Source organism: Micromonospora sp. NPDC047521, from assembly GCF_055587305.1.
In genome coordinates, this window is the sequence record NZ_JBVJGN010000008.1 from 301,093 (window position 1) to 325,230 (window position 24,138).

At 71.1% G+C, this 24,138-nt stretch carries 26 protein-coding genes; 10 read left to right on the forward strand and 16 right to left on the reverse strand.

Annotated features, from left to right (window positions below):
• The first annotated feature begins 113 nt into the window (after nucleotides 1–113).
• The 5 genes from ACZ6N8_RS19685 to ACZ6N8_RS19705 all read left to right on the forward strand — a co-directional run bounded on the left by ACZ6N8_RS19685 (nucleotide 114) and on the right by ACZ6N8_RS19705 (nucleotide 3,989).
• A complete protein-coding gene (locus ACZ6N8_RS19685) occupies nucleotides 114–674 on the forward strand; it encodes a hypothetical protein (RefSeq protein WP_466011718.1) in 561 nt (186 codons plus the stop codon).
• A gap of 1 nt (nucleotide 675) precedes the next feature.
• Nucleotides 676–2,100 carry a dihydrolipoyl dehydrogenase family protein gene (locus tag ACZ6N8_RS19690; protein WP_466011720.1) on the forward strand — a complete coding sequence of 475 codons (1,425 nt, stop codon included), beginning with the start codon at nucleotides 676–678 and terminating at the stop codon, nucleotides 2,098–2,100.
• A 208-nt stretch (nucleotides 2,101–2,308) separates the two neighbouring features.
• Nucleotides 2,309–3,037, forward strand: coding sequence for an alpha/beta fold hydrolase (locus ACZ6N8_RS19695; RefSeq protein ID WP_466011722.1), 729 nt, complete (start codon nucleotides 2,309–2,311; stop codon nucleotides 3,035–3,037).
• A 78-nt stretch (nucleotides 3,038–3,115) separates the two neighbouring features.
• The gene (locus ACZ6N8_RS19700) at nucleotides 3,116–3,796 is read left to right on the forward strand and encodes a DUF402 domain-containing protein (protein ID WP_466011724.1); all 681 of its coding nucleotides are present in this window, start codon (nucleotides 3,116–3,118) and stop codon (nucleotides 3,794–3,796) included.
• A 10-nt stretch (nucleotides 3,797–3,806) separates the two neighbouring features.
• Nucleotides 3,807–3,989, forward strand: a complete 183-nt coding sequence (locus ACZ6N8_RS19705; RefSeq protein ID WP_466011726.1) for a ribonuclease — start codon at nucleotides 3,807–3,809, stop codon at nucleotides 3,987–3,989.
• Between the two features lie 39 nt (nucleotides 3,990–4,028).
• Here ACZ6N8_RS19705 and ACZ6N8_RS19710 read toward each other — a convergent pair whose 3' ends face one another.
• The 4 genes from ACZ6N8_RS19710 to ACZ6N8_RS19725 all read right to left on the reverse strand — a co-directional run bounded on the left by ACZ6N8_RS19710 (nucleotide 4,029) and on the right by ACZ6N8_RS19725 (nucleotide 6,250).
• On the reverse strand, nucleotides 4,029–4,385 hold the full coding sequence (locus ACZ6N8_RS19710) for a VOC family protein (protein WP_466011727.1): 357 nt from the start codon (nucleotides 4,383–4,385) through the stop codon (nucleotides 4,029–4,031).
• Nucleotides 4,386–4,470: 85 nt separating this feature from the next.
• Complete coding sequence (locus tag ACZ6N8_RS19715; RefSeq protein WP_466011729.1) at nucleotides 4,471–5,007, reverse strand: RBBP9/YdeN family alpha/beta hydrolase; 537 nt, start codon at nucleotides 5,005–5,007, stop codon at nucleotides 4,471–4,473.
• Nucleotides 5,008–5,084: 77 nt separating this feature from the next.
• The gene (locus ACZ6N8_RS19720) at nucleotides 5,085–5,726 is read right to left on the reverse strand and encodes an alpha/beta fold hydrolase (protein WP_466011730.1); all 642 of its coding nucleotides are present in this window, start codon (nucleotides 5,724–5,726) and stop codon (nucleotides 5,085–5,087) included.
• Nucleotides 5,727–5,809: 83 nt separating this feature from the next.
• Complete coding sequence (locus ACZ6N8_RS19725) at nucleotides 5,810–6,250, reverse strand: hypothetical protein (RefSeq protein WP_466011732.1); 441 nt, start codon at nucleotides 6,248–6,250, stop codon at nucleotides 5,810–5,812.
• A 53-nt stretch (nucleotides 6,251–6,303) separates the two neighbouring features.
• Here ACZ6N8_RS19725 and ACZ6N8_RS19730 point away from each other — a divergent pair, with 53 nt between their 5' ends.
• Nucleotides 6,304–6,591 carry a hypothetical protein gene (locus ACZ6N8_RS19730; protein ID WP_387123328.1) on the forward strand — a complete coding sequence of 96 codons (288 nt, stop codon included), beginning with the start codon at nucleotides 6,304–6,306 and terminating at the stop codon, nucleotides 6,589–6,591.
• Nucleotides 6,592–6,638: 47 nt separating this feature from the next.
• On the opposite strand, the gene ACZ6N8_RS19735 is transcribed toward ACZ6N8_RS19730, so the two are convergent.
• Nucleotides 6,639–6,935: a DUF6582 domain-containing protein gene (locus tag ACZ6N8_RS19735; protein WP_357980946.1), complete on the reverse strand. Its 297-nt coding sequence runs from the start codon at nucleotides 6,933–6,935 to the stop codon at nucleotides 6,639–6,641.
• A 134-nt stretch (nucleotides 6,936–7,069) separates the two neighbouring features.
• Here ACZ6N8_RS19735 and ACZ6N8_RS19740 point away from each other — a divergent pair, with 134 nt between their 5' ends.
• The 4 genes from ACZ6N8_RS19740 to ACZ6N8_RS19755 all read left to right on the forward strand — a co-directional run bounded on the left by ACZ6N8_RS19740 (nucleotide 7,070) and on the right by ACZ6N8_RS19755 (nucleotide 10,578).
• Complete coding sequence (locus tag ACZ6N8_RS19740; RefSeq protein ID WP_466011734.1) at nucleotides 7,070–8,053, forward strand: RNA polymerase subunit sigma-70; 984 nt, start codon at nucleotides 7,070–7,072, stop codon at nucleotides 8,051–8,053.
• 115 nt (nucleotides 8,054–8,168) lie between these two features.
• Nucleotides 8,169–8,621 (forward strand): DUF6069 family protein, encoded by a 453-nt coding sequence (locus ACZ6N8_RS19745; protein ID WP_466011736.1) that lies wholly within the window; start codon nucleotides 8,169–8,171, stop codon nucleotides 8,619–8,621.
• Nucleotides 8,622–8,695: 74 nt separating this feature from the next.
• Entirely contained in the window at nucleotides 8,696–9,139 is a 444-nt protein-coding gene (locus ACZ6N8_RS19750) for an OsmC family protein (protein ID WP_466011738.1), read from the forward strand.
• A gap of 146 nt (nucleotides 9,140–9,285) precedes the next feature.
• Complete coding sequence (locus ACZ6N8_RS19755; protein ID WP_466011739.1) at nucleotides 9,286–10,578, forward strand: GAF domain-containing protein; 1,293 nt, start codon at nucleotides 9,286–9,288, stop codon at nucleotides 10,576–10,578.
• Between the two features lie 33 nt (nucleotides 10,579–10,611).
• Here the strand turns inward: ACZ6N8_RS19755 and ACZ6N8_RS19760 are convergent, their stop codons facing one another.
• From ACZ6N8_RS19760 to ACZ6N8_RS19810, 11 genes are all read right to left on the reverse strand, one after another.
• The gene (locus ACZ6N8_RS19760; RefSeq protein WP_466011741.1) at nucleotides 10,612–11,415 is read right to left on the reverse strand and encodes a methyltransferase domain-containing protein; all 804 of its coding nucleotides are present in this window, start codon (nucleotides 11,413–11,415) and stop codon (nucleotides 10,612–10,614) included.
• Nucleotides 11,416–11,447: 32 nt separating this feature from the next.
• On the reverse strand, nucleotides 11,448–12,221 hold the full coding sequence (locus tag ACZ6N8_RS19765) for an ABC transporter ATP-binding protein (RefSeq protein WP_466011743.1): 774 nt from the start codon (nucleotides 12,219–12,221) through the stop codon (nucleotides 11,448–11,450).
• Nucleotides 12,221–12,964, reverse strand: a complete 744-nt coding sequence (locus ACZ6N8_RS19770) for an ABC transporter ATP-binding protein (protein WP_466011744.1) — start codon at nucleotides 12,962–12,964, stop codon at nucleotides 12,221–12,223. Before ACZ6N8_RS19770 ends, ACZ6N8_RS19765 begins: the two co-directional genes overlap by 1 nt.
• Nucleotides 12,961–13,983, reverse strand: a complete 1,023-nt coding sequence (locus tag ACZ6N8_RS19775; RefSeq protein WP_466011745.1) for a branched-chain amino acid ABC transporter permease — start codon at nucleotides 13,981–13,983, stop codon at nucleotides 12,961–12,963. Before ACZ6N8_RS19775 ends, ACZ6N8_RS19770 begins: the two co-directional genes overlap by 4 nt.
• Nucleotides 13,980–14,876 carry a branched-chain amino acid ABC transporter permease gene (locus ACZ6N8_RS19780; protein WP_466011747.1) on the reverse strand — a complete coding sequence of 299 codons (897 nt, stop codon included), beginning with the start codon at nucleotides 14,874–14,876 and terminating at the stop codon, nucleotides 13,980–13,982. The genes ACZ6N8_RS19775 and ACZ6N8_RS19780 overlap by 4 nt, the downstream gene beginning before the upstream one ends.
• Nucleotides 14,873–16,066: an ABC transporter substrate-binding protein gene (locus ACZ6N8_RS19785; RefSeq protein WP_364363325.1), complete on the reverse strand. Its 1,194-nt coding sequence runs from the start codon at nucleotides 16,064–16,066 to the stop codon at nucleotides 14,873–14,875. Before ACZ6N8_RS19785 ends, ACZ6N8_RS19780 begins: the two co-directional genes overlap by 4 nt.
• Before the next feature lie 52 nt (nucleotides 16,067–16,118).
• Complete coding sequence (locus tag ACZ6N8_RS19790; RefSeq protein WP_466011749.1) at nucleotides 16,119–16,523, reverse strand: roadblock/LC7 domain-containing protein; 405 nt, start codon at nucleotides 16,521–16,523, stop codon at nucleotides 16,119–16,121.
• A 16-nt stretch (nucleotides 16,524–16,539) separates the two neighbouring features.
• A complete protein-coding gene (locus ACZ6N8_RS19795; RefSeq protein WP_466011750.1) occupies nucleotides 16,540–18,924 on the reverse strand; it encodes a sensor histidine kinase in 2,385 nt (794 codons plus the stop codon).
• Nucleotides 18,925–19,176: 252 nt separating this feature from the next.
• Nucleotides 19,177–19,656: a helix-turn-helix transcriptional regulator gene (locus tag ACZ6N8_RS19800; RefSeq protein WP_466011751.1), complete on the reverse strand. Its 480-nt coding sequence runs from the start codon at nucleotides 19,654–19,656 to the stop codon at nucleotides 19,177–19,179.
• 256 nt (nucleotides 19,657–19,912) lie between these two features.
• Nucleotides 19,913–21,211 carry a cytochrome P450 gene (locus ACZ6N8_RS19805; RefSeq protein ID WP_466011752.1) on the reverse strand — a complete coding sequence of 433 codons (1,299 nt, stop codon included), beginning with the start codon at nucleotides 21,209–21,211 and terminating at the stop codon, nucleotides 19,913–19,915.
• Between the two features lie 540 nt (nucleotides 21,212–21,751).
• Nucleotides 21,752–24,106: an AbfB domain-containing protein gene (locus ACZ6N8_RS19810; RefSeq protein WP_466011754.1), complete on the reverse strand. Its 2,355-nt coding sequence runs from the start codon at nucleotides 24,104–24,106 to the stop codon at nucleotides 21,752–21,754.
• Between the last annotated feature and the right edge of the window lie 32 nt (nucleotides 24,107–24,138).

Here is a 24,138-nt window from a genome sequence, read left to right on the forward strand (position 1 = left end):
TGTGCCGCAGGTCACTCAGGGAGATAGAACGGTCGGTCTTGTGAAATGGCGTCGGCATGGCCATGCTGAACACGACAGAACGTTCGGTCTCCTAGGTTTCCGGAAGGGTCATCGTGACCACCATCGCTTCTTCGACGGGCATGTCCCACACCGCTGCCGCGCTGCGCCGGCTGTACTTCGTCCGCTTCGCGTTCGCCATCGTGTGGGCACTCGTGACGATCGCGACCGCCACGGAGATCAGCCCCCTCACGGTGGTGCTGTTCGTGCTCTACCCGCTGTTCGACGTGGGCGCCGCCATCTACGACCTCCGCTCGTCGCGCACCACAGGCACGCCGGCCCTGCTCTACGTGAACATCGCGGTCAGTCTGATCGCCGCCGTCGGCGTGAGTGTCGCCGCCGCGTCCGGCATTCCTGCGATGTTGAGCGTGTGGGGCGCCTGGGCGGTCGTGGCCGGTCTGGTCCAGCTCGCCGTGGGCGTCACCCGTCGCCGGATGGGCGGGCAGTGGCCGATGATCATTAGTGGCGGCATCTCGGTGCTGGCCGGTGGGTCCTTCATCGTCGCTGCTTCCGCGGACAACCCGTCGCTGACCAACGCGGCAGGCTACGCCATCCCCGGCGCCATCTTCTTCCTCATCGCCGCCCTGCGCCTCGGCCGCGGCGCGAAGGGCAACTGACATGACCACCACCATCGAGTACGACGTCGTCGTGATCGGCGCCGGCCCGGTCGGGGAGAACGTCGCCGACCGGGTCGTGCGGGGCGGCCTGACCGCTGCCGTCGTCGAGCGGGAACTGGTGGGCGGCGAGTGCTCGTACTGGGCGTGCATGCCGACCAAGGCGTTGCTGCGCAGCGCATCCGTCCTGCGGGCGGCGCGGCAGGTGCCGGGTGCCCGGGAGGCGGTGACGGGTGACCTGGACGTGCCGGCGGTGCTGGGTCGCCGGGACTCCTTCGCGTCGCACTGGAAGGACGACGGGCAGGTGTCCTGGCTGGAGTCCGCCGGGATCGCGCTGCACCGCGGCCAGGGGCGGATCGCTTCCGCCCGGGTCGTCGAGGTGACCGGCGCCGACGGTGTCACGACGAGGTTGGCCGCGCGACACGCGGTGGTCGTCGCGACCGGGAGCAGCGCTCTCCTGCCGGATGTCCCAGGCCTTCGGGAGGCGGCGCCGTGGACCAGTCGGGAGGCGGCCTCTGCCGGGTCGGTTCCCCGCCGGCTCGCCATCATCGGTGGTGGCGTGGTGGCGGCCGAGATGGCCACCGCGTTCTCCGCCCTGGGATCGTCGGTGACGGTGCTGGCCCGCGACGGTGTGTTGCCGTCGGTGGAGCCGTTCGCGGGTGAGCTGGTCACCGATTCGTTGCGCGCGGCAGGTGTGTCGGTACGCATCGGCGCGGAGGCCGTCTCCGTCCGCCGGGACGACAGCGGAACCGTCGACATCACCACCGCCGACGGCGGTCGGGTGGAGGCCGACGAGGTTCTCGTGGCGATCGGTCGTACGCCGAACACCCGGGACATCGGCCTGGAGAGCATCGGGCTGGCGCCGGGTGCCTGGCTGGCGGTCGACGACACGTTACGCGTCGTCGGCGGCGGGGAGTGGCTGTACGCCGCGGGTGATGTGAACCGGCGGGTGCTGCTCACGCACCAGGGCAAGTACCAGGCACGCGCGGTGGGCGACGTGATCGTGGCCCGGGCGAAGGGCCAGGAGGTCCAGGACGGCAGGTGGGGCCGGCACGCGGCCACTGCCGATGAGCGTGCGGTGCCGCAGGTGATCTTCACCGACCCGGAGATCGCGTCGGTGGGACTGACCGCCGCCGCGGCCGAGGCGGCCGGACTGCGGACCCGGGTCGTGGACTACGACCTCGGCGCCGTTGCCGGATCCTCCCTGCACGCCGATGGCTACCGTGGCCACGCGCGCATGATCGTCGACGAGGACCGGAAGGTGATCGTCGGCTTCACCCTCGCCGGCCCGGACGTCGCGGAACTGATCCACGCCGCCACGATCGCCGTCGTCGGCGAGGTCCCGCTGGACCGGCTGTGGCACGCGGTCCCCGCGTACCCCACCGTCAGTGAGATCTGGCTGCGGCTGCTGGAGACATACGGCCGTTGACGGAGGGCCACGTGCCCTGCCACCGGCTTCGCGGATCTCGCTGACAGACAGTCTGACCGGCCTTGATACTGATGCTGCCGCACGGCTCCCACTGCCGAAAGTGGGGGCCGGTACGCGGCCGCCAGCGAGACGCCGTCGAACATCACCGTCGTCCGGCCCGCGCTACCGCATTCAGCGGGCAGCCGGGGCCCCTCGAAAGGAATGCCAGATGAACGCCGCTTCTGACATGCCCACGATTGTTCTCGTACACGGCGCGTTCGCCGACTCGTCGAGCTGGAACGGGGTGATCGCCCACCTCAAGCGCCGGGGTTACCCGGTCATGGCCGTCGCGAACCCGCTGCGGGGTGTGCAGAAGGACGCCGCCTACGTCCGGTCTGTTGTGGACGCCATATCCGGGCCGGTCGTGATGGCGGCCCATTCGTACGGCGGATCAGTGATCACCGAGGCCGCGGATGGCGCCCCCAACGTCAAGGCTCTGGTGTACATCGCCAGCATCAGCCCCGAGGTCGGGGAGAGCGTCTTCGATCTGATCGCCAAGTACCCCGGAAGCCAGCTCGGCACCTCCATCAAGATGCTGCCGATCCCCGTCGACGGCGGTGGCACGACCATGGAGCAGTACATCCATCAGGACAAGTACCCGGCGGTGTTCGCGGCCGACGTCGACCCGGACACCGCCGCGCTGATGGCGGTGACCCAGCGACCGCCCACCGACCAGGCCCAGCAGGAGAGCGTGACAAAGACCGCCTGGAAGACGATCCCCTCCTGGACCCTGGTCACGACCCAGGACCTGGGCATTCCGCCGGACCTGCAACGGTTCATGGCTGAGCGTGCTGGATCGACGACTGTCGAGATCGACGCGTCCCACGCCGTGGCGGTCTCTCAGCCCGGCCCGGTCGCGGACCTCATCGACACGGCCGCCCGGGCCGCCGCCCGCTAGTACGGCCGCCAAACCCACTGGCAGTAGCGGGTCCTTTCGACCACGCAGGTTCACGCCGTGGTGGCCTAGTCTCGGGCGATGCCCCGCGTCCTGAAGCTCGTGAAGCAGAAGCTCAACGGCAACGAGGGCAGCTGGCTCGCCTATCACCTCGGTGACGACGAGGTCGGATCCTGGCTGTTCCATCCCGAAGGCACCCTCTACACGGGTCGGTGGGCCGACGGCCGCGAGGCGACGAGTTTCTCCGGAATCCCCGAGGCACCAGGCTGCCCCGTCCTGTACTTCGCACCACATCAGGGCGGTTGGGTAGCTGCCTGGCGGCACACGCCCTGGACCGCGATCACCATCGACCTGTGCCGGCCCGTGACACGAAGCGGGAACGTGTGGAGCTTCGTCGATCTCGAACTGGACCTCTGGCACCTGCCGGACGACGACACGCCTTGCGGCACCGATCCTCGCCCCAGGCTCAGCCGGCACGGCCGGACCGTCGGCTTCGCCGACGACGACGAACTTGACGACGCCGTCAACAGCGAATGGATCACCCCAGCCGAGGCGGCCCGCACACGCGACGAGGCGCGGTACGTCGCCGACCTGATTCTCGACGGGGCCCACCCCTTCACCCGGGCCGCCTGGGAACGCTTCGAGCAGGCAGTCGCCCGAAGACTGCCGGCTCCCCGACAACCACAGGGTGCTGAGGCGGCCCTCGGCACGCGGGTGCGCTCCAGGCGCCGGCGACCGTTTGCTGGTGCCCCCGGAGGGTAGATGTGGTGCCATGACCACGCCTGAGCAGAGTCAGCAGGAGAGGGCCCTGGAAACCGGCCAGGTGTACCAGGACGCCGAGGGCCGCCGGACGACGGACCCGGGTTCCGGCGCCGCCCACGCCGACAGCGAAGCCGACCGCAACGCGGAGCATCTGAAGCGGGGCGAGGTCGGGCCGCGCGTCCCGGAGGAGTAAGCCCTCGGGCTGATCGGTGCGGGCGCGACCCCGGAGCCGTCAGTCGTAGTACTGCACGAGGCAGAACTCGTGATCCTCGGGGTCGGCCATGACGACGACCACGCCCTCGTCATAGTCGTGCCGTTCACCTGTGAACCGGCCCCCGAGATCGGCGACCGTCGTCATCGCGTCGTCGATGTCATCGACCGTGACGTCGAGGTGTACCCGCACCTTGCCCGTCCGCGGCTCCGGCACCGGCTGGAACACCAGTCGCGGCTGGGGGTCGCCTCGCTCGCCGAGGTAGACCCAGCCCTCCTGCGACGGACCGGGCTCGCGACCGAGCAGTCCGCTCCAGAATCGGGCCACCCGCTCGGGGTCGACGCAATCGATCGTCACACCGGACCAGACGTTCGCCACGTACCGATTCTGGCAGTGCGCCGTACGCCGTCGTGCCCCGGCGACGACATCGGGCCGGTCGGGCTGGCCCGCGCAGCGGCGCACGTCAGGGGATGAGCCGGTCGAGCAACTCGAACCGCTCGTACGGCTGGTCGTAGTCGCCGAAATGCCCGTCGTCGCGCACGATCTGGGTGCCGCCGAGCCGCTCGAACATGGCGCGTCCCTGCCGCTCGTCGCAGCCGTACGGATCCTCGCGCGAGTTGATGAAAAAGATGTCCCGCACGTGCGACCGGATCGCGGCCCAGTCGTAGCTCTCCTGCAGGACCGGTTCTTCGCTGGTGTTGGGCCGGGTGCAGTAGCCGGCGACCAGGATCGCCTGCGCGACCGTGACATCCACATGCTCCAGGAGCGCCAGGAGGAGCGCCGCGCCGCCTGAGTGACCCACCAGGACCGTGTCCTCGTCGAAGGTGTGCCCCGCCAGCACCTTCGGCAGGAACGTGGCGATCGGCTCGTCGTTGATGCCGGGATGGTGCGGGACCTCGACGGCGTAGCCTCGGGCCTCCAGCCGCCCCGCCAGCCAGCGGTACCAGCAAACGTCCGGGTTGCCGCCGGTCCCGTGAAAAATGATCGCCCTACGCGCCATCATGCCCTCCACATCAACGTCGCCGATCCAACCAGGTGATCTCCGGTGCCCGTGTCACAGCGGGACCGCTGGCATCGTCAGCGCAGGTAGGAGGTCAGCCGGTCGGCGAGTCGCCTCGGGTGGCTGAGCGGCACCGCGTGGCCTCCGTCGATCTCGTCAGGGGTCACCTGGAGCCGGTCGGCGGCCACCCGGCGCTGGAAGTCCGGGAGGAAGAACCTGTCCGCACGGCCGATGAGGACCTTCGTAGGTACGTCCGGCCAGGCGTCCAGAGGCCACGGCTCGTCGCCTTCGGCACTGACCTGGTCCCGGTTGTGCGCCGCCGCCTCCGCGACGATCTCGGCCGGCACGCCGTTGTAGAACTGCTGCTCCTCGCTGAGCCCTTCGGTGCCCTGGTAACCGGTGTTGTCCCACCAGTCTCCGGGCCTCTCGCCGGGCCTGGGAATCATCGGCGTGAGCAGGACGATCAGCCGCACCGGCAACTCGTCGGCGATCAGGGGCGCGGTGAACGCGCCGTACGAGTGGCCGACGACGACAAGGTCGCTCCGTTCGCCGATCGCGTTCACGACCGTTTCGCGGAACTCGGCGAACCCCGCCGACGGGTCCTCGATCGGCAGTTCCGGAACCACCACGTCGTGGCCGCGGTCGGTCAGCTCCGGCACCAGAAGATGCCAGTCCCACGCGCTGCCGCCGCCACCGTGGATCAGAACGAATGTCGCCATGGCCGCAAGCCTCGCAGCCGGGTACGACAGCCGACCTGGCCCGGTCGTCACACCGGGCCGGTCGCCAGCCGGGACCGCCCCCGTCAGCGGCGGCCGGCGGCCAGGGCGACGAGGTACTGCCCGCCACCGGCGTCGACGCTTGCGGTCACCGGCAGGCCCGGTACCAGCCGGGAGAACCGGTCGACCAGCCAGTCCGCCGCCTCCTGGGCGTCCTTCCTGCTCGGACAGCGGGCGACCAGCTCGCGACCGCCCTTGCGTTCGAGCCGCTCGGCGACGGTGACCAGCGGTGCGGGCTCCACCACGTGCAGCCGGTCCGGCCAGGCGATGACCACCTTGACCGCCCCCTTGCGCGAGTTGCAGGCACGGTGCGCGAGCCGCTCGGTGACCTTGGCCTTCCTGTCGGCGGTACGGCTGTCGACGCTGGGACCACGCGGATCGTTCACCGAAATGTCGGCGTCGACCGGCTCGTCGCACACCCAGCAACGCCAACCGTCACGCTTGCCCACGTCATCGAGGAGACTCATCCGAGCAAACTAGCCTGTTCGGGGAGCGCGGTCCGGGATAGCCTGTGGCGCATATGGCTACCTACCGCAGCGCCTCAGTGCTTCTCGCCTCCGACGGCACCCGGACCCCCGGCACCGCCGCTCTCTTCGCCGAACCCGCCCGCAGGGGTGGGGTCCCGCCCTGGGCAGGTGACTTCCGACCCGCCAACAGCGCCGGCAACGGTCCCAAGAACGCGGTGGGCAAGACCTTCACCCTGGAGCTGCCCGACGGCAGCACCGGCAGGGTCGTGGTCCAGGGCCTCAAGAGCGGCAAGGGAGGCGTCGTGCTGGCGTTGATGGGCGAGGACGCGCCCCCCTTCTGACGCCGACACGCGACGACCTGAAGCTGCCCACGCCCTGGTCGAGCTGCTCAGTGGGCGGGATTCGGCGTGTGGGGCCGGCGGCCCAGCTGGTGCCAGTCGGTCTCCACGACGTCGACTCCGTAGTGCGCGGCGGCGGCGAGGATGTTCTGGAACGCCAGATCGCGCTCCTCGTCGTCGACGCCCTGCACCTGGTCGAACCGGGCGACGGCGTTGCGGACGTGAGCGGCGTCGGTAAGCGGTTCCTTGCGCTTGTCGGGAAACGCGAAGACACTCGCCGGCAGCTCGCGCTTCTCCTTCTCGGACAGGGTTCCGTGTTCCTCGTGGGGCTTCCAGGTGGACTTCATCGCCTACCGATACCCACTCGTCACCCGACAGCACCCCGTCGACCGAAAATTCCGCCGCCGCCGTTGGTGATGAGTTGTCGCGCCGGCGCCCGTCATACCTACGACAGGACGTGACGAGGCGGAAGGATGACGTGATGAGCGCGGACACACGGCTGGGGGAGCTGGGCGAGGTCGACGAGTCGGCGTTCTCGGGGCTGGCGCAGCGGCACCGGCGGGAGCTGCACGTGCACTGCTACCGGATGCTCGGGTCGTTCGAGGACGCCGAGGACACCGTGCAGGAGACGTTCCTGCGGGCGTGGCGGCGGCGGGAGACCTTCGCGGGTCGCTCGACGTTCCGGGCCTGGCTGTACCGGATCGCCACAAACGCCTGCCTGGACCTGCTCGCCAAACGCCGGCCCGAGCCCGCCAAGGGCGGGGAGGTGCTGTGGCTTCAGCCGTACCCGGACCGGCTGCTCGACGAACTGGCGACGGGTGACGCGGACGAGCCGGAGGCGGTCGCCGTAGCCCGGGAGACGATCGAGCTGGCCTACCTGGTCGCCGTCCAGCACCTCGCGCCGCGCCCCCGGGCCGTGCTCATCCTGCGGGACGTGCTCGGCTGGCCGGCGAAGGAGGTCGCGGAGCTGCTCGGAGATTCGGTCAACTCCGTGAACAGCGCGTTGCAGCGGGCCCGCGCCGGGATGCGGGAGCACCTGCCCACCGAGCGGCAGGACTGGTCCGGCGGCGAGGAGGACGCGGGGACGCGTGAGCTGGTACGTCGCTTCACCGACGCCAGCGTGGCAACGGACATCCCCACGCTGACCACCATGCTGCGGGACGACGTCCGCTGCTCGATGCCGCCCACCCCGGGCCTGCACGTCGGCCGCGACGCCGTGGTGAGGGACTGGACCGAGGGCGGCTTCGGGGAGATGACGGGACTGCGTGCCGTCCCCACCTCGGTCAACAGGCAACCCGCCGTCGCCTTCTACCACCGGCGCGAGCGGGAGGGGGCGTACCTGCCGCTGACCATCGACGTCCTGCGCATCACCGGCGGTGCGATCACCGAGATCACCATCTTCCACGGCGACCAGTTCCCGCGGCTCGGGCTGCCGGAGAGCCTGCCGGCACACGACACCGAGTAGTCCCGGTGTGGACGCTCACGCTGCGCGGTGGCGCACGTGTCGCGCGGCCGAGGTGCGCGTGGCCGTCCCCTCCGGCACCACCCCTGCGCTAGATACCGAACGATGGAGGATCGACATGGACAGCACGAATGACACCGGGCTCGTCGCAGCCCCGGCGGCGGGCCGGGCCGGCCACACCCGCGTCCGTGGGCTCGTCGGCGTAGGCCTCGCCGCCGCGCTCGCCGCGGTGGTGGCCACCACCCTCGCCGCCGCGCTCGCCCGGGCGGTCGGCGTCGACTTCGAGATCCCCGACGGCGGCGAGACGATCCCGCTGTCCGGCTTCGCCGTGGTGACCGGCTTCTTCTCGGTCGTCGGCATCCTCATCGCCGTCGCTCTGCTCCGGTGGAGCGCGCGCCCCGCGCAACGGTTCGTCTGGACGGCCGGCACGCTGACCGCGATCTCGCTGGTCCCGCCAGTGCTCTCCGGGGGTGATGCCGCCACCGTCACGGCCCTCGTCGCGCTGCACCTCGTGCCGGCGGCGGTGATGATCCCCGCCCTGGCGCGGGGTCTGCGCTCCCGGGCCGGTTGACGACCCCGGCACGCGGGACCACGCGCGGCGCAGGCCGCCAGGTTGGTGGCCGCCGGCCAGGGTAGTTTCCAGTCATGAGTGACGACACCTTCCGCTCGGTGGAGATCGAGCGCACCAGCGTGGGGAACTACGTCGCGCGGAACGTCCGCGGCGGATCGATGTCGATGGGCACCGGCGAGGACGCCAGCTTCACGCCTGTGGAACTCCTTCTGGCAGCCATCGGCGGCTGCACCGCGATAGACGTGGACCACATCACCAGCCGCCGGGCCGAGCCGACGCGGTTCTCCGTCGACGTCACCGGCGACAAGGTACGCGACGAGGCCGGCGGCAACCGGATGCAGAACCTCCGGGTGGAGTTCACAGTGACGTTTCCGGCGGGTCCGGACGGCGACAAGGCCCGCGAGGCGCTGCCCCGGTCGCTACAGCAGTCCCACGACCGCCTGTGCACCGTCTCCCGTACCGTCGAACTGGGCACTTCCGTCTCGATCGTCGAAGCGGGCGACGCCCCTGAAGCGTGACCGGACGCCCCGGGCCCAGCGCGGGCGACGGGAGGCGGTTTGCCGTAGGTTGGTAGCGCTCGACAACACGGCCGGCCACCGTCACCGGCCGGTGAATCATCGACCACGCCACGCCACGCGTCTGCGGATGAGGGACAGGCCACGACATGACGGCGGTACCACGCCAGCAGCCGACTGCTCCGGATCCGGAGGTCACCCGGCAGGGAGCAGAAGAGGACCTGCGGGCGCTGTTCGGGCAGTCCACGGCCCTGTTCGCGTCACTTGCCGGGCCGGCGCACCTGGTGGAGTCGGCCAACCCGACGTTCTTCGCCAGCATCGGCCAGGAACGGGCACGCACTGGCGTCGCGCTCGCGGACCTGATGCCCGAACTGGTCGGCCAGGACTTCGTCGCCCTGCTGGACCAGGTCTACCGCACGGGGGAGCCGGACACCGGCCGTGACGTCCGGGTCGTCCTGGGCAGCGGCCCGTACACGCGGGAGACGTTCTTCGACGTCACCTGCGAGCCACGACGGGACGCCGCCGGCAACGTGATCGGTGTTCGCCTGCTCGGCGTGGAGACCACCCAGGTCAAGCACGCCCAACGCCTGATGGTCGAACACCGCGCCCTGCTGGAGCAGATCGCCCGCCAGGCGCCCCTGGCCGAGGTGCTCGACGGGATGGCCCGCTGCATCGAGAACCTCGCGCCGCAGGAGGTGTTCGTCTCCGTACTCCTCGCGGATCCCGACGGCCGGCACCTCCGGCACGGCGCCGCGCCGAGCCTGCCCGACTTCTACAACAAGGCCATCGACGGGATCGCCACCGGCGAGGGTGTCGGCTCCTGCGGCACCGCCGCGCACCGGCGGGAGCCGGTCATCGTCACCGACATCGCCACCGATCCCTTCTGGAACGACTTCCGCGACCTGGCCAGCCGGGCCGGCCTGGGCGCCTGCTGGTCCACGCCGATCCTGGCCCGCGACGGTGGCCTGCTGGGCACCTTCGCCATGTACCACCGCACCCCGCGCGTCCCGCAGGACGCGGATCTCGCGCTCACCCGCGTATTCGCCGGCACCGCCGCCCTTGCCATCGAGCGGCACCACATCGAGCAGGCGAAGACGTCGGCCGAGGCCCGCGCCAAGTCCGCCCACGACGACCTGGCCAGGGCGGTACGCGCGGAACGGGAACTGCGTGCCGAGGCCGAGCAACGCGCCGCCGCCGCAGCGGAACTCGCCGCCCGGGTACGCGCCGCCGCCGCCGCGCAGGCCGCCGCGCCGCACCCCGAGCGCTGCCAGCTCGGCGGTCCCGCCGGCTGCCCCGCACCGGCCGAGATCAAGATCGCCGACTCGTGGGGCGACTCGGCGTGGGGCTGCCCCACCCACGTCGAGGAGGCCATCCTCAACGTGCGGTCGGTGTTCATCGCCAACGAGGAACTCGGCGGTCTGGCGGCCTACCTCAACCGCTGACGACCGACGGTCGCGACTGGGTGTCGGGTGCCGTCAGCCCGGCAGGCGGCCGCGCGTGGAGACGAAGTGGTACGACATGACGGCGAACGCGGGGTCACGCACCAGCCGCCGGAAGGCGTTCAGCTGGTTGGGTGACAGCCCCGCGGCGAGCAGGTCCGGCTCCAACTGGCGGGAGTTCGTCTCGTAGAGCGACGTGCCTGTCGAACCGCCGGTCCAGCTCTGCGAGTGGGTGATGGTGTCCAGGTCGGTCAGGCCGGCGAGGGCCATCTCGGTGTGCACGTCCTGCGCCCACCCCAGGTCGGCGCCGTGGTCCTGCAGAACGCCCATCATCGCGTCCATCACCTGCGCGAAGAGCTTCGCGGCGTCGTCCGTCGGTGCGGTCAGCACCCGCAGCGGCCCGGTGCAGTCGAACTCCTCCACCACCAGCCACCCGCCGGGAGCCAACGCGCCGGTGAGCGTACGCAGGACCCGTCGTCGGTCGGGGAGGTGCAGCAGCAACAGCCTGGCGTGGATCAGGTCGAACGCGTCACCGGGCGGCGGTTCGGTGCGGACGTCGTGCCTGCGTACGCGCAGGTTGCCGTCGGCCACGAGATGGCTGGGATCGATGTCCGTGGCCAGCACCTCGCCGTCGTCGCCGACCGCGCGGGCGATCCGTCGGGCCATCGAGCCGCCGCCCGCGCCGACCTCCCAGCAGGTCGCCCCCGCACGGAGCACCGGGCGGGCGAGGCGGCGCGTGGTGATCGGGTCCAGGAAGGATTCCAGTGCGTGCATCTGCGCGACGGCGTCCGGTGCGCCGTTGTCGAACGTGTACGTGTCGTCGTTGGTGTCGCTGGTCATGGGTGTCTACCTCTCGCAAAAGGTTCGGGTGACTACGGGGTGTCGGCCCAGAGCCGGGGGGCGGGCCGGTTGGTCGGGGGCGGCGCGACGGCGGTGGTGACGCTCAACATCGCGGCCACCGGGCCCGGATCGACGCGGGCCTCGGCCGTCGGTCGGTCGTAGACCACCCGGCCGTACTCCAGGACCGCCACCCGGTCCGCGACCTCTATCGCGTGCTGGAGCTGCTGCTCCACGAGCAGCACGGTCAGGCCGTCGGCGGCGAGGGCGCCGATGAGCTCTCGGACCCGGGCCGCGAGGTCGGGGGAGAGACCCTCACACGGTTCGTCGAGCAGCAGCACCCGGGGTTGGCCCAGGAGTGCGCGCGCTATCGCCAGCATCTGCTGCTCGCCGCCGGACAGCTCGCAGCCGCGGTGCCGCAGCCGTTCGGCCAGTCTCGGCAGCAGTTCCAGGATCCGGGCCACCGTCCAGCCCTCGCCGCCCGGGGTGGCGGCCCGCCACGGCGCGGCCGCCAGGACCAGGTGTTCGGCGACGGTCAACCGGGAGAAGACCCGCCTGCCCTGTGGCACGAGACCCACCCCGGACTGGGCGATGCGGTGCGGTTGCCGGCCCGCAACGTGTACGCCGCCGATCTCGATGCGACCACTTGAGGCGCGCACCAGCCCGGCGATCGTGTGCACGAGCGTGCTCTTGCCCGCGCCGTTGCGTCCCACCACGGCCTGGATGCTGCCTGGGCGTACCCGCAGGCTGACCTCGTGCAACACGGTCCCCCCGGCGTAGCCGGCGCACAGGCGGTCCACACTCAGCATCAGGCCACCCCGTCGGCGTAGGCCTGCCGCACCAGCGGCGAGGTACGGATCTCGTCAGGTGTACCGGCGGCCAACCGCTGACCGTCGCGGAGCACGGTGACCGTGTCGGCGAGGGCGTACACCAGGTCCAGTCGGTGTTCGACAAGCAGTACGGCGACGGCGCGGGGCAGCGCCCGGAGCAGCTCGACCAGCCGGCCGACCTCGGTGGCGGACAGGCCGGCCGCCGGTTCGTCGAGCAGCAGCAGGCGGGGGCGACCGGCAAGGGCCATGGCGATCTCCAACTGGCGTCGTTGCCCGTGTGCGAGGTGCCCGGCAGGCACCGATGCGACGTCGGCGAGGCCCATCCGCTCCAGCAGCGGACCCGCCCGGTGTTGCGCGGCGTGCCGGCGTCCGCCGGGCCACCACCTGCGCCGTGGGATGACCCGCGGCAGCGCGGCCACCACGACGTTCTCCGTCGCGGTGAGCGTCGAGAAGACAGCCGGTCGCTGGTGTATCCGGTTGATGCCCCGTCGGGCCCGTGCCGCCGGGCCGAGCCGGCCGACGTCCCGTCCGGCGAACACCACAGCGCCGTGCTGCGGTCTCGTGGCGCCCGCGATCACGTTGAGAAGGGTCGTCTTGCCGGCTCCGTTGGGGCCGATCAACGCGTGCCGCTGGCCGTCGTGGATGGTCAGGTCGACGCCGGCGAGCGCGGCGAGCGAGCCGTACCGCACCTGGACGTCCCGGGCGTCGAGCAGCGGCGTCATGTCCGTGGCTCCGGTGCTGCCCCGGCGTGCTCGCGGACGGCCGGCCGGTCCGGGTGGCCCGGCGGGACGTCCGTCGGGCGCGGTCTGAGCCGTGCCCGGTCGACGCCGGAGGGCAGCAGGTAGACGGTCGCCACGAACAGCGCCCCCAGCACCAGCGGCGCGTGGCCGGGCAGCACCCCGAACAGCCAGTCCCGGACGGCGATGACGAGCGCCGCGCCCACCAGGGCGCCGCCGACCGAGGCGGTGCCACCGATGACGACCCCGAGCAGCAGGAGCGCGGACGTGTCGAAGCCGAAGTCGGCGGGGGAGATGTACTGCTGGGCGACGACGAGCAGCGAGCCGGCGGCCCCGGCGACCGCTCCGGCGGCGACGTGCGCGCCGGACACCAGAAGGGGCACCCGGTGCCCGCTGGCCCGCAGCCGCCTCTCGTCGTCGCGGCAGGCGCGAAGCAGCAGCCCGGCCCTGGTGCGCAGCAGCAACAGCACCGCGCCGACAAGAGTGGCCGCGACGACAAGCGTGTACAGGTAACGCGCCTGGTCGCTGGCGAGCACCGGCAGGCCCCAGAACGGGCGGACCGCGGGTATGCCGGCCAGCCCGTCCGTGCCACCGGTCACCGCCCGCCACCGGCCCAGGACGGTCACGACGAGTTCACCGATCGCCAACGTGATCATCAGGACGATCACCCCACGGGCGCGGACGACGAGCGGTACGGTCAGCGCGGCCAGCGCTGCCCCGGCACCCGCCGCGACCGCCACCTGCACGACGCCGACGTCCGAGACCCGGCTACCGAGCACCGCGCAGGCGTAGGCGCCCGCCGCGTACGGCGCCGTCTGGCCGAGGGTCGGCATGCCCGCGACGCCGGTGAGCAGTGCCACGCTCACCCCGACCACTGCCAGCGCCAGCGTCCGGGCCAGGATCGCCGTGGTGTAGTCGTCGACCACCAGGGGCGCCACGACCAGGCCCACCAGGACGAGCACCGCGACGCCACCGCGACCCCACCGGATCACCTCGTCCCTCACGTCGTCCCCCACCTGGTGGCCAGGCCACGCGCCCGCACGGCAAGCACGGCCGCCATGGCGGCGAACAGCAGGAACGGCGCGGCGGACGGCAGCAACGCCACCCCCAACGTCTGGATCTCGCCGATCGCGAGGGCGGCCAGCAGCGTGCCCGCCATCGACCCGAGACCACCGAGGACCACGACCACCAGGGACAGCAGGAGCACGGTGTCGGCGGTGTCCGTGCCGGGGCCGATGATCGGCGCGCCCAGGACCCCGGCAGCGCCGGCCAACGCGCCGCCGGCGGCGAGTACACCGGCCCGGATCCGGGTGGGACTCACGCCCATGCAGGCGACCATCTCCGGGTCGTCGACGGCTGCCCGGACGAGCATCCCGGCCCGGGTACGCCGCACCACGAGGTAGAGCGCGGCGGAGATCACCGCCGCGACCACGATGAAGACGAGCCGGTACGCGGCGTACCGGTGGCCGGCGACCACCACCGACCCGTCCAGGGCGGCCGGCACCCGGACCTGCGGATCGTCGGGTCCGAAGCCGGCGACGAGCAGGCTGCCGCCGGCCAGAGCCACCCCGAAGGTCAGCAGCGCCTGGGTCAGGTGGTTGCCGGCGGCTACAGGCGTGAGCAGTCCGGCCAGCAGCACGCCCGCAGCGGCGGCGGCGAGCACACCGACCGCCAACGCCAGCGCCAGGCTCGCCCAGCCGCCGTCGAGCAGCGCCGCCGCCGTGTACCCACCGATCGCGTAGAGCATCCCGTGCGCAAGATTGAGGATGTTGGCGACGCCGAAGCAGAAGACCAGACCCGAGGCGGCGACGAAGACGAGCAGCCCGTAGGCGACCCCGTCCAGCGCCGGGATCAGGTACGGGTCGATCCGGTTCGGGACGGCCACCACCAGGGTCACCGGCCGACGGTCGCGAGGTCACCCACGACGGTGTTGGACAGCGCCCGCCCGTCCTGACGGACCTGGCGCAGGTACCACTTCTGCACGGGTGAGTGCGTGGTGGTGGAGAACTGCCAGGTACCGCGCGGGCTGGCGATCTGACCGAGCTGAGCGATGGCCGCGTTGATGGCCTCCGGAGTCGGGTCGTCGCCGGCGGCGCCGATCGCCCGGTCCAGCACCGCCGCCGCGTCGTACGAGGCGAGCGCGTACGTGGTCGGCGAACCGTCGTGCTTGGCCTTCCACGCCGCCACGAAGGCGCGGTTCTCCGCGTTGTCCAGGTCCGGCGAGTAGTTGAGCACCGAGTAGATGTCCCGGGCCGCCTCGCCCTGCGCGTTGAGCACACCGCCCTCGGTGAGGAACCCTGCCGCGTACAGCGGGACGTCCTTGATCTCGGACTGCGCGTACTGCTTGACGAAGTCGACGGCGGCGCTGCCGGCGTAGAACGTGTAGACGGCGGCGGCACCCGAGGCCTTGATCCGGGCGAAGTACGGGGTGAAGTTCGTGGTGGCCGGGAACGGGGTGAAGGTGGTCTTGCCGTCCGCGTTGGCGAGCTTCCCACCTATCTTGCTGAACGCGTCGGTGAAGCCGCGCAGCTCGTCCCAGCCGCCCTGGTAGTCCGGCCCGATGGCATACACGGAACCCTTCACGTTGTCCCGGACGTGCTGGGCGATGGCCGCCCCGGGTTCGTCGGAGAGGTACGAGGTGTGCCAGACCCGGGACACGTCCTTGAGTTCCGGCCGGCCGTTGGAGCCGACGAGGGGCACCTTGGTCTCGTTGAGCAGGGGGGTGACCCCGGCGACGGAGCCACCGCCGACGATGCCGGTGAGCGCGGACACCCGGTCCTGCTTGAGCAGCTTCGTCGCCGCCGGCACGGCGGTCTGTGCGCCGTTGCCCTCGTCCGCGACGACGAGGTCTACCTGTCGACCGCCGAGCTTGCCGTCGTGGGTGTCCAGGTAGAGCTGGAAGCCGTCGCGGATCTCCGTACCGACTGCCTGGTACGTCCCGGACAGCGACGCGAGCAGTCCGATCTTTATCGATCCGCCGGCGCTCGTGCCGGGCGCGTCGTCACCGCAGGCCGAGCTGGCGGTCAGCACGGTCGCGAGCAGCGCGGCGGTGAGGGCACGGCTGCGCCAAGGGGTGGTGAAAGGCATGTCCTACTCCAGGGGAAGGGGAAGTGTGTCCGGCGTGGGGGCGCCGGGGTGGTCAGCGGCTGCGGGCGAGGGCCGCGCGGGCCGCGGGGGTCAGGGCGTCCCCGATGCGGTTGGCCAGCTCGGTCAAGTCGTACGACACCTTGCCCACGTCGCACTCGGGCGCGGCGAGCACCAGCAACGAGGCTCCGTCGTTGAACGCCATCGAGAACATGAAGCCGCCCTCGAGCTGCGTGACGTTGGAGATCACCGCGCCGGCGTCGAAGAACGCCGCGGCGCCGCGCAGCAGGCTGACCAGACCGCTGCCGGTCGCGGCGAGCTGGTCGGCCCGGTCCGGTGGCAGGTCGCGGGTGGCGGCGACCATCAGCCCGTCGCTGGAGATCGCGATCGCATGGCTGACCTCGGTCGCGCGGGCGGCGAAGTTGTCCAGCAGCCAGCCGAGATCCTGTTGATCGGTCACGTGCTCTCCTGTCGCGTCAGTTTTTGCCGAGGTTGATCGGGGTGCGCCGTCGGGCCGCCACGCCCCGGGCGTACGCGGCCATCGCCGTGGCCACCTGGGCGGGGTCGCGGTACTCCGACCGTTGCTGTTGCTGCGGCACCGTCACGCCACCGGGCACGAGATGCCGCTGTGGTTGCCGCTTGGGCAGGCCGGACGTGGTGGTCGTGGCGACCTCCGGGGCGTGCGCGCGGGCCGCGGTGCGCCAGGCGTCGTCGGCCGGGCTGGCCCATTCCCGACCGTCCTGCCCGTCGACGATGTCAGCCTGGAACCAGTGGTTGACCTGTTCGAAGATGAGCAGCTCCTCGGTGGGCGCGTCCCCCCGGTCCGGGGGCGGGGGAGCCGGTCGGAACACCGGCGCCGAGGGCACTGTCCGTTCGGCCGGTGGGCGTCCGGCGGTGGGTTCGGGGCGCGGCTGGTACGGCGGTGGGGGGCCGGCGGTCCGGGCCGCACGCCGGGACAGGCGCCCGGGGGCGAGCAGGTACTCCTCCGGTGGCAGTGACCGGATCATCGCGGCGGGCAGTGTCGCCTCGGCGAGGACGCCCCGCCGGGGGCCGCGCCGCAGTTGGACGGTGGCGCCCAGCCGGGCCGCGAGGTGACCGACGACGACGAGCCCCATCGCCCGTACGGCGGCGACGTCGATGGCAGGTGGGTGGGCCAGCAGCTCGTTGAGCTGGTCCATCCGCTGCGGGGACAGCCCGACACCCTCGTCGCTGATCTGGATGATGACGCGGTCGCCCAGGCTCCGGCCGCTCACCCAGGTCTCGCTGCCCGGCGGCGAGTACGTCGTGGCGTTGTCCATGAGTTCGGCGAGCAGGTGTACGACCTCGTCGACGGTCTTGGCCGCCACGGCAACGTCGCCGTCGATCATGCCGAGCCGGATCCGGGCGTAGTGCTCGATCTGCGACAGCGCCGCCTGGAGCACCTGTTGCAGGGGGACGTCGTGCTGTCGTACGCGGCCGACACCGACGCCGCCGAGCACCAGGAGGCTGGCGTTGATCCGTCCCATCCGAGTCGCCAGGTTGTCCAGTGTGTACAGCTGGTGCAGCCGGTCGGGGTCGGTCTCGTCCCGTTCGACCAGGTCGACCTGGGCCAGGACGGCGTCGACGAGGCGCTGTTCGCGGCGGCTCAGGTGGATGAAGATGTCTGCGGTGTTGGCGCGCATCACCGCCTGCCCGGCGGCGGTCCGGACGGCGGCCCGGTGCACGGCGCTGAACGCCTGGCCCAGCTCGCCGATCTCGTCGTCGCTCGACGCGTCGAGTGCGACTGTGGACTGCTGGCGGGCCAGCTCGTCCGGGTCGACGGCGGCGCTTCCCGGCTGTTGGAGCTGGGCCACCACGGCGGGCAGCTGTTGGAATGCGACGGCGTTCGCGGCGTCCCGCAGGCGGCGCAGTCGCCGGGTGATCTGCCGGGCGACGGCCCAGGTCACCACTGCGGTGAGCACCAGTGCCAGCAGGACGCCCACCGCTTCGGCCACGGCCCGGCGGCGCTGGTCGGCGTGCGCGGTCCGGACGTCGTCGAGCACCGCGGCGTCGACGCGGGCCCGCAGGTCGGACAGGCGGGCGGCACGGGCCTGCGTGGTGGACACCCAGGCCTCGGTCGCCAGCCGCAGCGGTGTCCCGGGCTGTGCTCGGGACACGTCGTCCTGCATCCGTTGCAGCGCGAGCGCCTCCTTGCCGGTGCCGGCCTGCTCCCACCAGGTGTTCCAGTCCGGTGGGGCGAGGGCCAGGAACGACAGGCTCGACTCGGTGTAGCTCGTCCGGGCCGCGGTGATGTCCTGCTGCATGGCGGGCGTGAGTTCGCCAGCCACGACCGCGCGGAGCACGGCGACCTGCTGCTGGCCGATCGCCTCGGCCGTCTTCGACAGCGCCGCCGAGGCCCGGATCCCGTCGGCGAGCTGGGCGTTGACCACGCCGTGCGAGACGTTCTCCCGGAGGTTGATCAGGTCGGCGATGGCGATGCGGTAGCTGAAGGTCATCGCCGACACCGAGGCGTGCGCCGCCGTGCGGACCTGGGTGCGCAGCGGGGCGAGCCCGTCCAGGGCGGCGTCTATGCGGCGCAGCAGTGACTGGTTGGCGTCGGCGGGCAGCAGGTCACGTTGCCGGCGGTAGCGGGCGGCGGCGTCGTCGGTGGCTGCCATCTCCACGCCGAACGCGTCCTGCTGCTCCGGAGCGGCGTAGGTGAGCAGGTCGGCTGCGGCGATGCGCTCGCGTTGTAGTCGGTAGGCCAGGTCACCGGCCTCGGCGCCGACCTGCGCCAGGATCCGCAGGTCGTCGGCGCGGCCCGTCTGGCGCGCACTCTCGGTGAGCGCGAGGCTGGCGAAGCCGATCACGGCGACGAGCGGTGCCGCGACGATGAGGCGCATCCGACCGGCAATCTTCCAGCCGCGCCGACGGGTCGGGTAGGGTCGGGCCTCGTGGGACCTCGTGCTCGACGCCAAGATTGACTCCCACGACTCGTCGATGACGGTCTATCCGCACCTTGCCAAATGCAAGTCCCATTCGGCCGGAAGCGGCGCTCGTAGGCCAGACCTGACCGTGGTACAAACTGCCCGTACCAGCATCTGTACCCAGCGTCAGCGGGCGGTGACAGCGCGCGGCGTCACGGGATTGCGAGGTCAGTGCCGGTCGCCCCGGGGTCCTGTCGAAGCGTCGCGCTCGCGGTCGTCCGGTTCGGGTTGACCGTTGAGGACCTGGCCGATCAGCTCGCGCAGCTCGTCGATGGCGTCCACCACCGCACCGGGGTCGCTGGCGTCACGCCGACCGCGCTGACGTGCGACAGGCGGGTCCGAGCGTGCGGGTTCGGAGGATCGCGGACCGCGGCGACCGTCGGCCGCCAGCTGTTCGGCGGCGACCTGCGGCCACAGCGCCGCCAGCAGGCCGTCGGTGTCGAGTACGTCGTCGCAGCGCACCGCGAACTCGTGGCTGCCGAACCGGCGACCCGACTCCACCGCCGCGACCGTCTCCCGGCTGAACCGCACCCGATCCGCCAGCGCCCGCTGGGTCAGGCCGCGTCGGAGGCGGCAGTTGCGCAGCTCCCACCGGAACCGCTCGCTGGCCGCGGGTTGAGCGGAGCTCGACGGCGATGTGTGCTCCATGCGCTCACCTTCGTGGCAACGGGGAATCGGCAGCGGACGGATCAAATCGTGTCGCTGCGCCGGGCATTCGTAGAGAGCAATTCTTAACCCAGGACGTGATGGGTGTGAAGACGTTGACCGACATGGATCGCACGGCAAAGCATGAAAGGCATGGCCGACACCCCGTGCGGGCGTCGCGTCGTGGTGGGCGGAAGCAGCCGTACGACGTCCGCCCAGGCCCACGTCCGGATGTGCGACGGCACCTCCCGGTGCGTGCTCACTGTCCCCCGATGTACGCCTCGGCGCCGGCTGCCTCTCGTGTCGCCGGCACGTCCGCTGGTGTCACGGTGTCGATTGTCGCGCTCAACCCGTGATGCGCGCGAAACGCGACATTCGGTTTGTAGGAACGGCTGTGGCCGGGTGTCAGTCGTAGGCCGGGAATGGCCGCGGCGAGTCGGGTGAGGGCGACCCGGGCCTCAAGCCGTGCCAGTCCCGCGCCTATGCAGAAATGTGCTCCATGGCCGAACGACAGGTGATCCCCGGCATCGGACCGGTGCGGGTCGAACCGGTCCGGATGGGCGAACACGGCGGGGTCCCGGTTGGCCGCACCGATCAGCAGCAGGCACCGGGCTCCCGCGGGAATGGTGACCTCTCCCAGCGTGACCTCCCGGCGCGTCACGCGGAGCCAGCCGTCGATGGCGGGCGCGAACCGGAGCGTCTCGGCGACGAACGCGGGGACGAGCCCTGGATCGGCGGCCATCGCCGACCATCGGTGTGGGGTGGCGAGGGCCTGGTCGAGCGCGTGGGCGAGCAGTCCGGCGGTCGTCTCGTGGCCGGCGACCAGGAGATTGAACGCCAGGCTCGCCACCTCGGGCACCGTCAGCACGGCGTCGTCGTCGTCGCGGTACGTCAGGGCCCGGCTGATGAAGTCATCGCCCCGGTGCCCGCTGTCCATCCGCTGGCGCACGAGATCCTGGCAGTAGTGCCAGAACTCCAGCAGGCCGCACGCCAGACGTACCTGCTCGGCCGGGTCCGGTTGCCCCCAGATGAGAGCGATCTGGCCGTCCGCCCACTGTCGGATCCGGGCGATGTCGGCGTCGGGTACGCCGAGGATGTCCAGGACCACGAGCAGGGGAAGCTCGGTGGCGAACTCGGCGACGAGGTCCACCTGGTCGCCCTGGCGGTCGACCAGCCGGGACACCAGCTGGTCGACCCGGCGGCGGACGATCGCGCCGTACTCGGTCTCGACCCGCTCGGGGGTGTTCGCGAAGGTGGCTCGCAGCGCCCGGCGGGTGCGGGGGTGCACCGGGGGGTCCGCGGCGGCCGTCGTGGGCGGCGCGTCGATCTGCGTGATCACGCTCATCGCCTCCGGGCAGACCTCGTAGACAGGTGCGAGGGTGAGGGCGTTGGCGAACGTCGAGGCGTCGCTGAGAGCCCGCCTGACGTCGGCGTGCCCGCTGATCAACCACATGCCCAGATCGTCGGCGTAGTGCACCCCGTCAGGATCGTCGAGAATGCGGCGCCACAATGTCGCCGGATCGTTGAGATAAGCTCCGGTGAACGGATTCAACCGCATGAAACGCCTCCTGATGCACGCGGCGCGAAACCGGCAGCGCGACTATTTGGCGAACCACGCCGATCGGGCCGACAATGTCACGCATCTGCCATGTCTCTTTACGGTCCGCTAACGGGCCGCGCAAGTCAAGATTGACGTACATCTAATTGATGAACGGTTATTTGCGCGCTGCAACGGATGGGTCATTCCCGGCCGGATGCAAGTTGCGAGCCGGTGCTTGCCCTGGGTTGATTCCAATGCGGCACTTCCCTCATGACCAGGAAACGACACCCGCTACGGCAGGTGACGGTGGTCGGTCACAGGGAGCCGGCGAACTGGCTGACGTGGCAGACCCTGCTGCGGCCGCCCGGCGTGCGGGACGTCCGCGGGTGCGGGCTTCCTGGGCGGCGCCGGGTGGCACGACTTCTCCGGCCTCAACGGAGAGGCGACGCGGTGACCGACGTACCTGAAGGCACGCCGACCGACCGCGGAGGTTCCGGCCCGGCCGGAACCTCCGCGGTCGTCTGCTGGCGGCGACGGCCCGCCGCTGCCTCTGCCCGGTCAGGGCGCCCAGGGTGCGGCGATGGCCCAGGTGCTGTCGGCGGCCCACAACGCCGGCGTGTTGTACGCGTCGCCGCCCGTGCCGTTGCTGAGCCAGACCTCCGAGTTGTAGTGCCGCAGGTACCTGCCCCGGAAGTTGTACGACTCCAGTGACACACCCGAGCCGGTCAGTCCGACGCGCGCGCACCAGGTGGCGTCGGCGCGCATCAGCGCCGAGCCGTCGTCAGGCGAGTTGCGCACCCGGGAGTTCTGGTGGCGCAGGTACTGCCCGGGGAAGTTGACCGACTCGAACGAGTAGCAGCCGGTACCGGCCAGGCCGGCGCGGATGGTGTACGTGGCGTCGGCCTTGAGCAGGCTGGGGCTCGCGGCGTCGACGACCTCGGTGTACGCCAGGCTGTCCTGGTGGCGCAGGTAGCGGTTGGTGTAGCCGGGCGTGGTCACCTGTAGGGAACGCCGGGTGTTGACAGGTAGGGCGACGGGCGCCGAGCTGCCGATGGTCTTCGACGCGTTGATCAGGGCGGTGTTGGCGGCGCGGACCCGCGCCTGGTCCATCTTGATCACCTGGCGGTCGTAGGTGACAAAGCCGTTCAGCTCGCCCTCCAGATCGGTGATCTCGGTGTAGACGGAGGCACTGAGCCCCTTGCCGAGCATCAGGTTCTGGCTGCCCTGCACCAGCCCGACGTACCTGTCGGTGAGCGCTGTCGAACTGGCCTGCCACTCGTACGCGAAGAAGCTGCCGCTGGGGCTGTACTCGTGGCCCGGCGTGTGCAGGCCCAGGCCGCCGAACTCACCGAGCACGGCGATCCGGCTGCTCGACGGTACGGGGGAGTCCGGCCCGAGGTAGACGTGCCAGTCGTCGATGTCGCCGTTGCCTGGGTCGCCGAGCGACTGGCAGCAGTTGTGGCCACTGTGCGGGTTGACCAGGCGCGTCGGATCCTGGTTCTTGATGTTCTGCGCGACCCGTCGCGTGTCGGCGAGGGACCGCTCGCCCCAGCCCTCGTTGTACGGCGTGTAGGCGACCACGGCGGGCGAGCTGCGGTGCTCGTCGACGATCTCGCGTGCCTCGGCCTCGAACTGCGCCTGCTGGGCGTCGGTGGGGTTGATGTCCTGCGCGGTAAGCGACGGGATGTCCTGCCAGACCAGCAGACCGAGCCGGTCCGCGTGGTAGAACCACCGCTGCGGTTCGACCTTGATGTGCTTGCGCACCATGTTGAAGCCCAGGTCCTTGTGCTTCTGCAGGTCGAAGGCGAGGGCGGCGTCGGTGGGCGCGGTGTAGAGCCCGTCCGGCCAGAACCCCTGGTCCAGGGTGCCGACCTGGAACACGAACTGACCGTTGAGTTTGGGACGCAGCACGCCGTTCACCAGGCCGGTGGTGATCTCCCGCATGCCGAAGTAGTGAGTGGTCCGGTCCACGACGGCACCCGCGCCGTTGCGGAGGGTGACCCGGAGGTTGTAGAGGAACGGATCGTCGGGCGACCAGCGGCGCGCGTTGGGCACCGGCACGCTGAAGTCGGTGAAGCCGCCGGTGGCCGTACCGACCACCGTGCTTCCGTTGAGCGCCTCGGCGAGCACACTGTGGCCGCTCACGTTTCCGCGGGTGAAGACCCGGACCCGCAGGGTGTTGGTGGTGAGGTTCGGGTAGACGTCCACGCTGCTGATGGAGGCGGTGGGCACCGGCTCCATCCACACGGTCTGCCAGATGCCCGAGCTGGGCGTGTAGAAGATCCCGCCGGGGGTCTTGGTCTGCTTGCCGATGGCGGGCAGGCTGCCGTTCTGCCGCGTGTCGGTGGGGTCCCAGACCTTGACGACGATCTCGTTGGTCCCGGCGGTGAGCTGGGGGGTCACGTCGAAGGTGAACGCGTCGTAACCACCGGTGTGCGCGCCGACCCGTACGCCGTTGACCCAGACGGTGCTCTGCCAGTCGACGGCGCCGAAGTGCAGCAGGGTGCGCCGACCCGACCAGTTCGCGGGGATGGTGACGGTGCGCCGGTAGAACAGGTAGTTGCGGTTGTCGTTGGCGGCCCGCCCGATGCCGGACAGGGCACTCTCCACCGGGAAGGGCACGTTTACCCGCTCGGGCAGGGTGGTGCCGAACTGCGGGGCGTCGTCGGTGGCCGACTGGCGTAGCTGCCACTCGCCGTTGAGGTTGAGCCAGTCCGGCCTGGTCATCTGGGGTCGTGGGTATTCCGGCAGTGGTGTGCCGACCAGGGCCTGGCCGGTCCAGGGGGTGGTCAGTGGCGGTGTCTTGGCCGGCGCGGCGTGTGCCGCCCGGGTTGGCGCGGCGAGAACGCCGGCGACCAGGGCGAGGATGAGCAGCAGCGGCAGGGCGGGGCGGGTGGTGACCTGACGTGTCATGCCGTCTCCGGGGGACGAGTCGCCACGGGCGG

Coding starts and splice junctions, on each gene's coding strand:
- ACZ6N8_RS19690 (WP_466011720.1), top strand. CDS start 676: ATGACCACCACCATCGAGTACGACGTCGTCGTGATCGGCGCCGGCCCG.
- ACZ6N8_RS19695 (WP_466011722.1), top strand. CDS start 2,309: ATGAACGCCGCTTCTGACATGCCCACGATTGTTCTCGTACACGGCGCG.
- ACZ6N8_RS19700 (WP_466011724.1), top strand. CDS start 3,116: ATGCCCCGCGTCCTGAAGCTCGTGAAGCAGAAGCTCAACGGCAACGAG.
- ACZ6N8_RS19705 (WP_466011726.1), top strand. CDS start 3,807: ATGACCACGCCTGAGCAGAGTCAGCAGGAGAGGGCCCTGGAAACCGGC.
- ACZ6N8_RS19715 (WP_466011729.1), bottom strand. CDS start 5,007: ATGGCGCGTAGGGCGATCATTTTTCACGGGACCGGCGGCAACCCGGAC.
- ACZ6N8_RS19720 (WP_466011730.1), bottom strand. CDS start 5,726: ATGGCGACATTCGTTCTGATCCACGGTGGCGGCGGCAGCGCGTGGGAC.
- ACZ6N8_RS19725 (WP_466011732.1), bottom strand. CDS start 6,250: ATGAGTCTCCTCGATGACGTGGGCAAGCGTGACGGTTGGCGTTGCTGG.
- ACZ6N8_RS19730 (WP_387123328.1), top strand. CDS start 6,304: ATGGCTACCTACCGCAGCGCCTCAGTGCTTCTCGCCTCCGACGGCACC.
- ACZ6N8_RS19735 (WP_357980946.1), bottom strand. CDS start 6,935: ATGAAGTCCACCTGGAAGCCCCACGAGGAACACGGAACCCTGTCCGAG.
- ACZ6N8_RS19740 (WP_466011734.1), top strand. CDS start 7,070: ATGAGCGCGGACACACGGCTGGGGGAGCTGGGCGAGGTCGACGAGTCG.
- ACZ6N8_RS19745 (WP_466011736.1), top strand. CDS start 8,169: ATGGACAGCACGAATGACACCGGGCTCGTCGCAGCCCCGGCGGCGGGC.
- ACZ6N8_RS19750 (WP_466011738.1), top strand. CDS start 8,696: ATGAGTGACGACACCTTCCGCTCGGTGGAGATCGAGCGCACCAGCGTG.
- ACZ6N8_RS19755 (WP_466011739.1), top strand. CDS start 9,286: ATGACGGCGGTACCACGCCAGCAGCCGACTGCTCCGGATCCGGAGGTC.
- ACZ6N8_RS19760 (WP_466011741.1), bottom strand. CDS start 11,415: ATGACCAGCGACACCAACGACGACACGTACACGTTCGACAACGGCGCA.
- ACZ6N8_RS19765 (WP_466011743.1), bottom strand. CDS start 12,221: ATGCTGAGTGTGGACCGCCTGTGCGCCGGCTACGCCGGGGGGACCGTG.
- ACZ6N8_RS19770 (WP_466011744.1), bottom strand. CDS start 12,964: ATGACGCCGCTGCTCGACGCCCGGGACGTCCAGGTGCGGTACGGCTCG.
- ACZ6N8_RS19785 (WP_364363325.1), bottom strand. CDS start 16,066: ATGCCTTTCACCACCCCTTGGCGCAGCCGTGCCCTCACCGCCGCGCTG.
- ACZ6N8_RS19795 (WP_466011750.1), bottom strand. CDS start 18,924: ATGCGCCTCATCGTCGCGGCACCGCTCGTCGCCGTGATCGGCTTCGCC.
- ACZ6N8_RS19800 (WP_466011751.1), bottom strand. CDS start 19,656: ATGGAGCACACATCGCCGTCGAGCTCCGCTCAACCCGCGGCCAGCGAG.
- ACZ6N8_RS19805 (WP_466011752.1), bottom strand. CDS start 21,211: ATGCGGTTGAATCCGTTCACCGGAGCTTATCTCAACGATCCGGCGACA.
- ACZ6N8_RS19810 (WP_466011754.1), bottom strand. CDS start 24,106: ATGACACGTCAGGTCACCACCCGCCCCGCCCTGCCGCTGCTGCTCATC.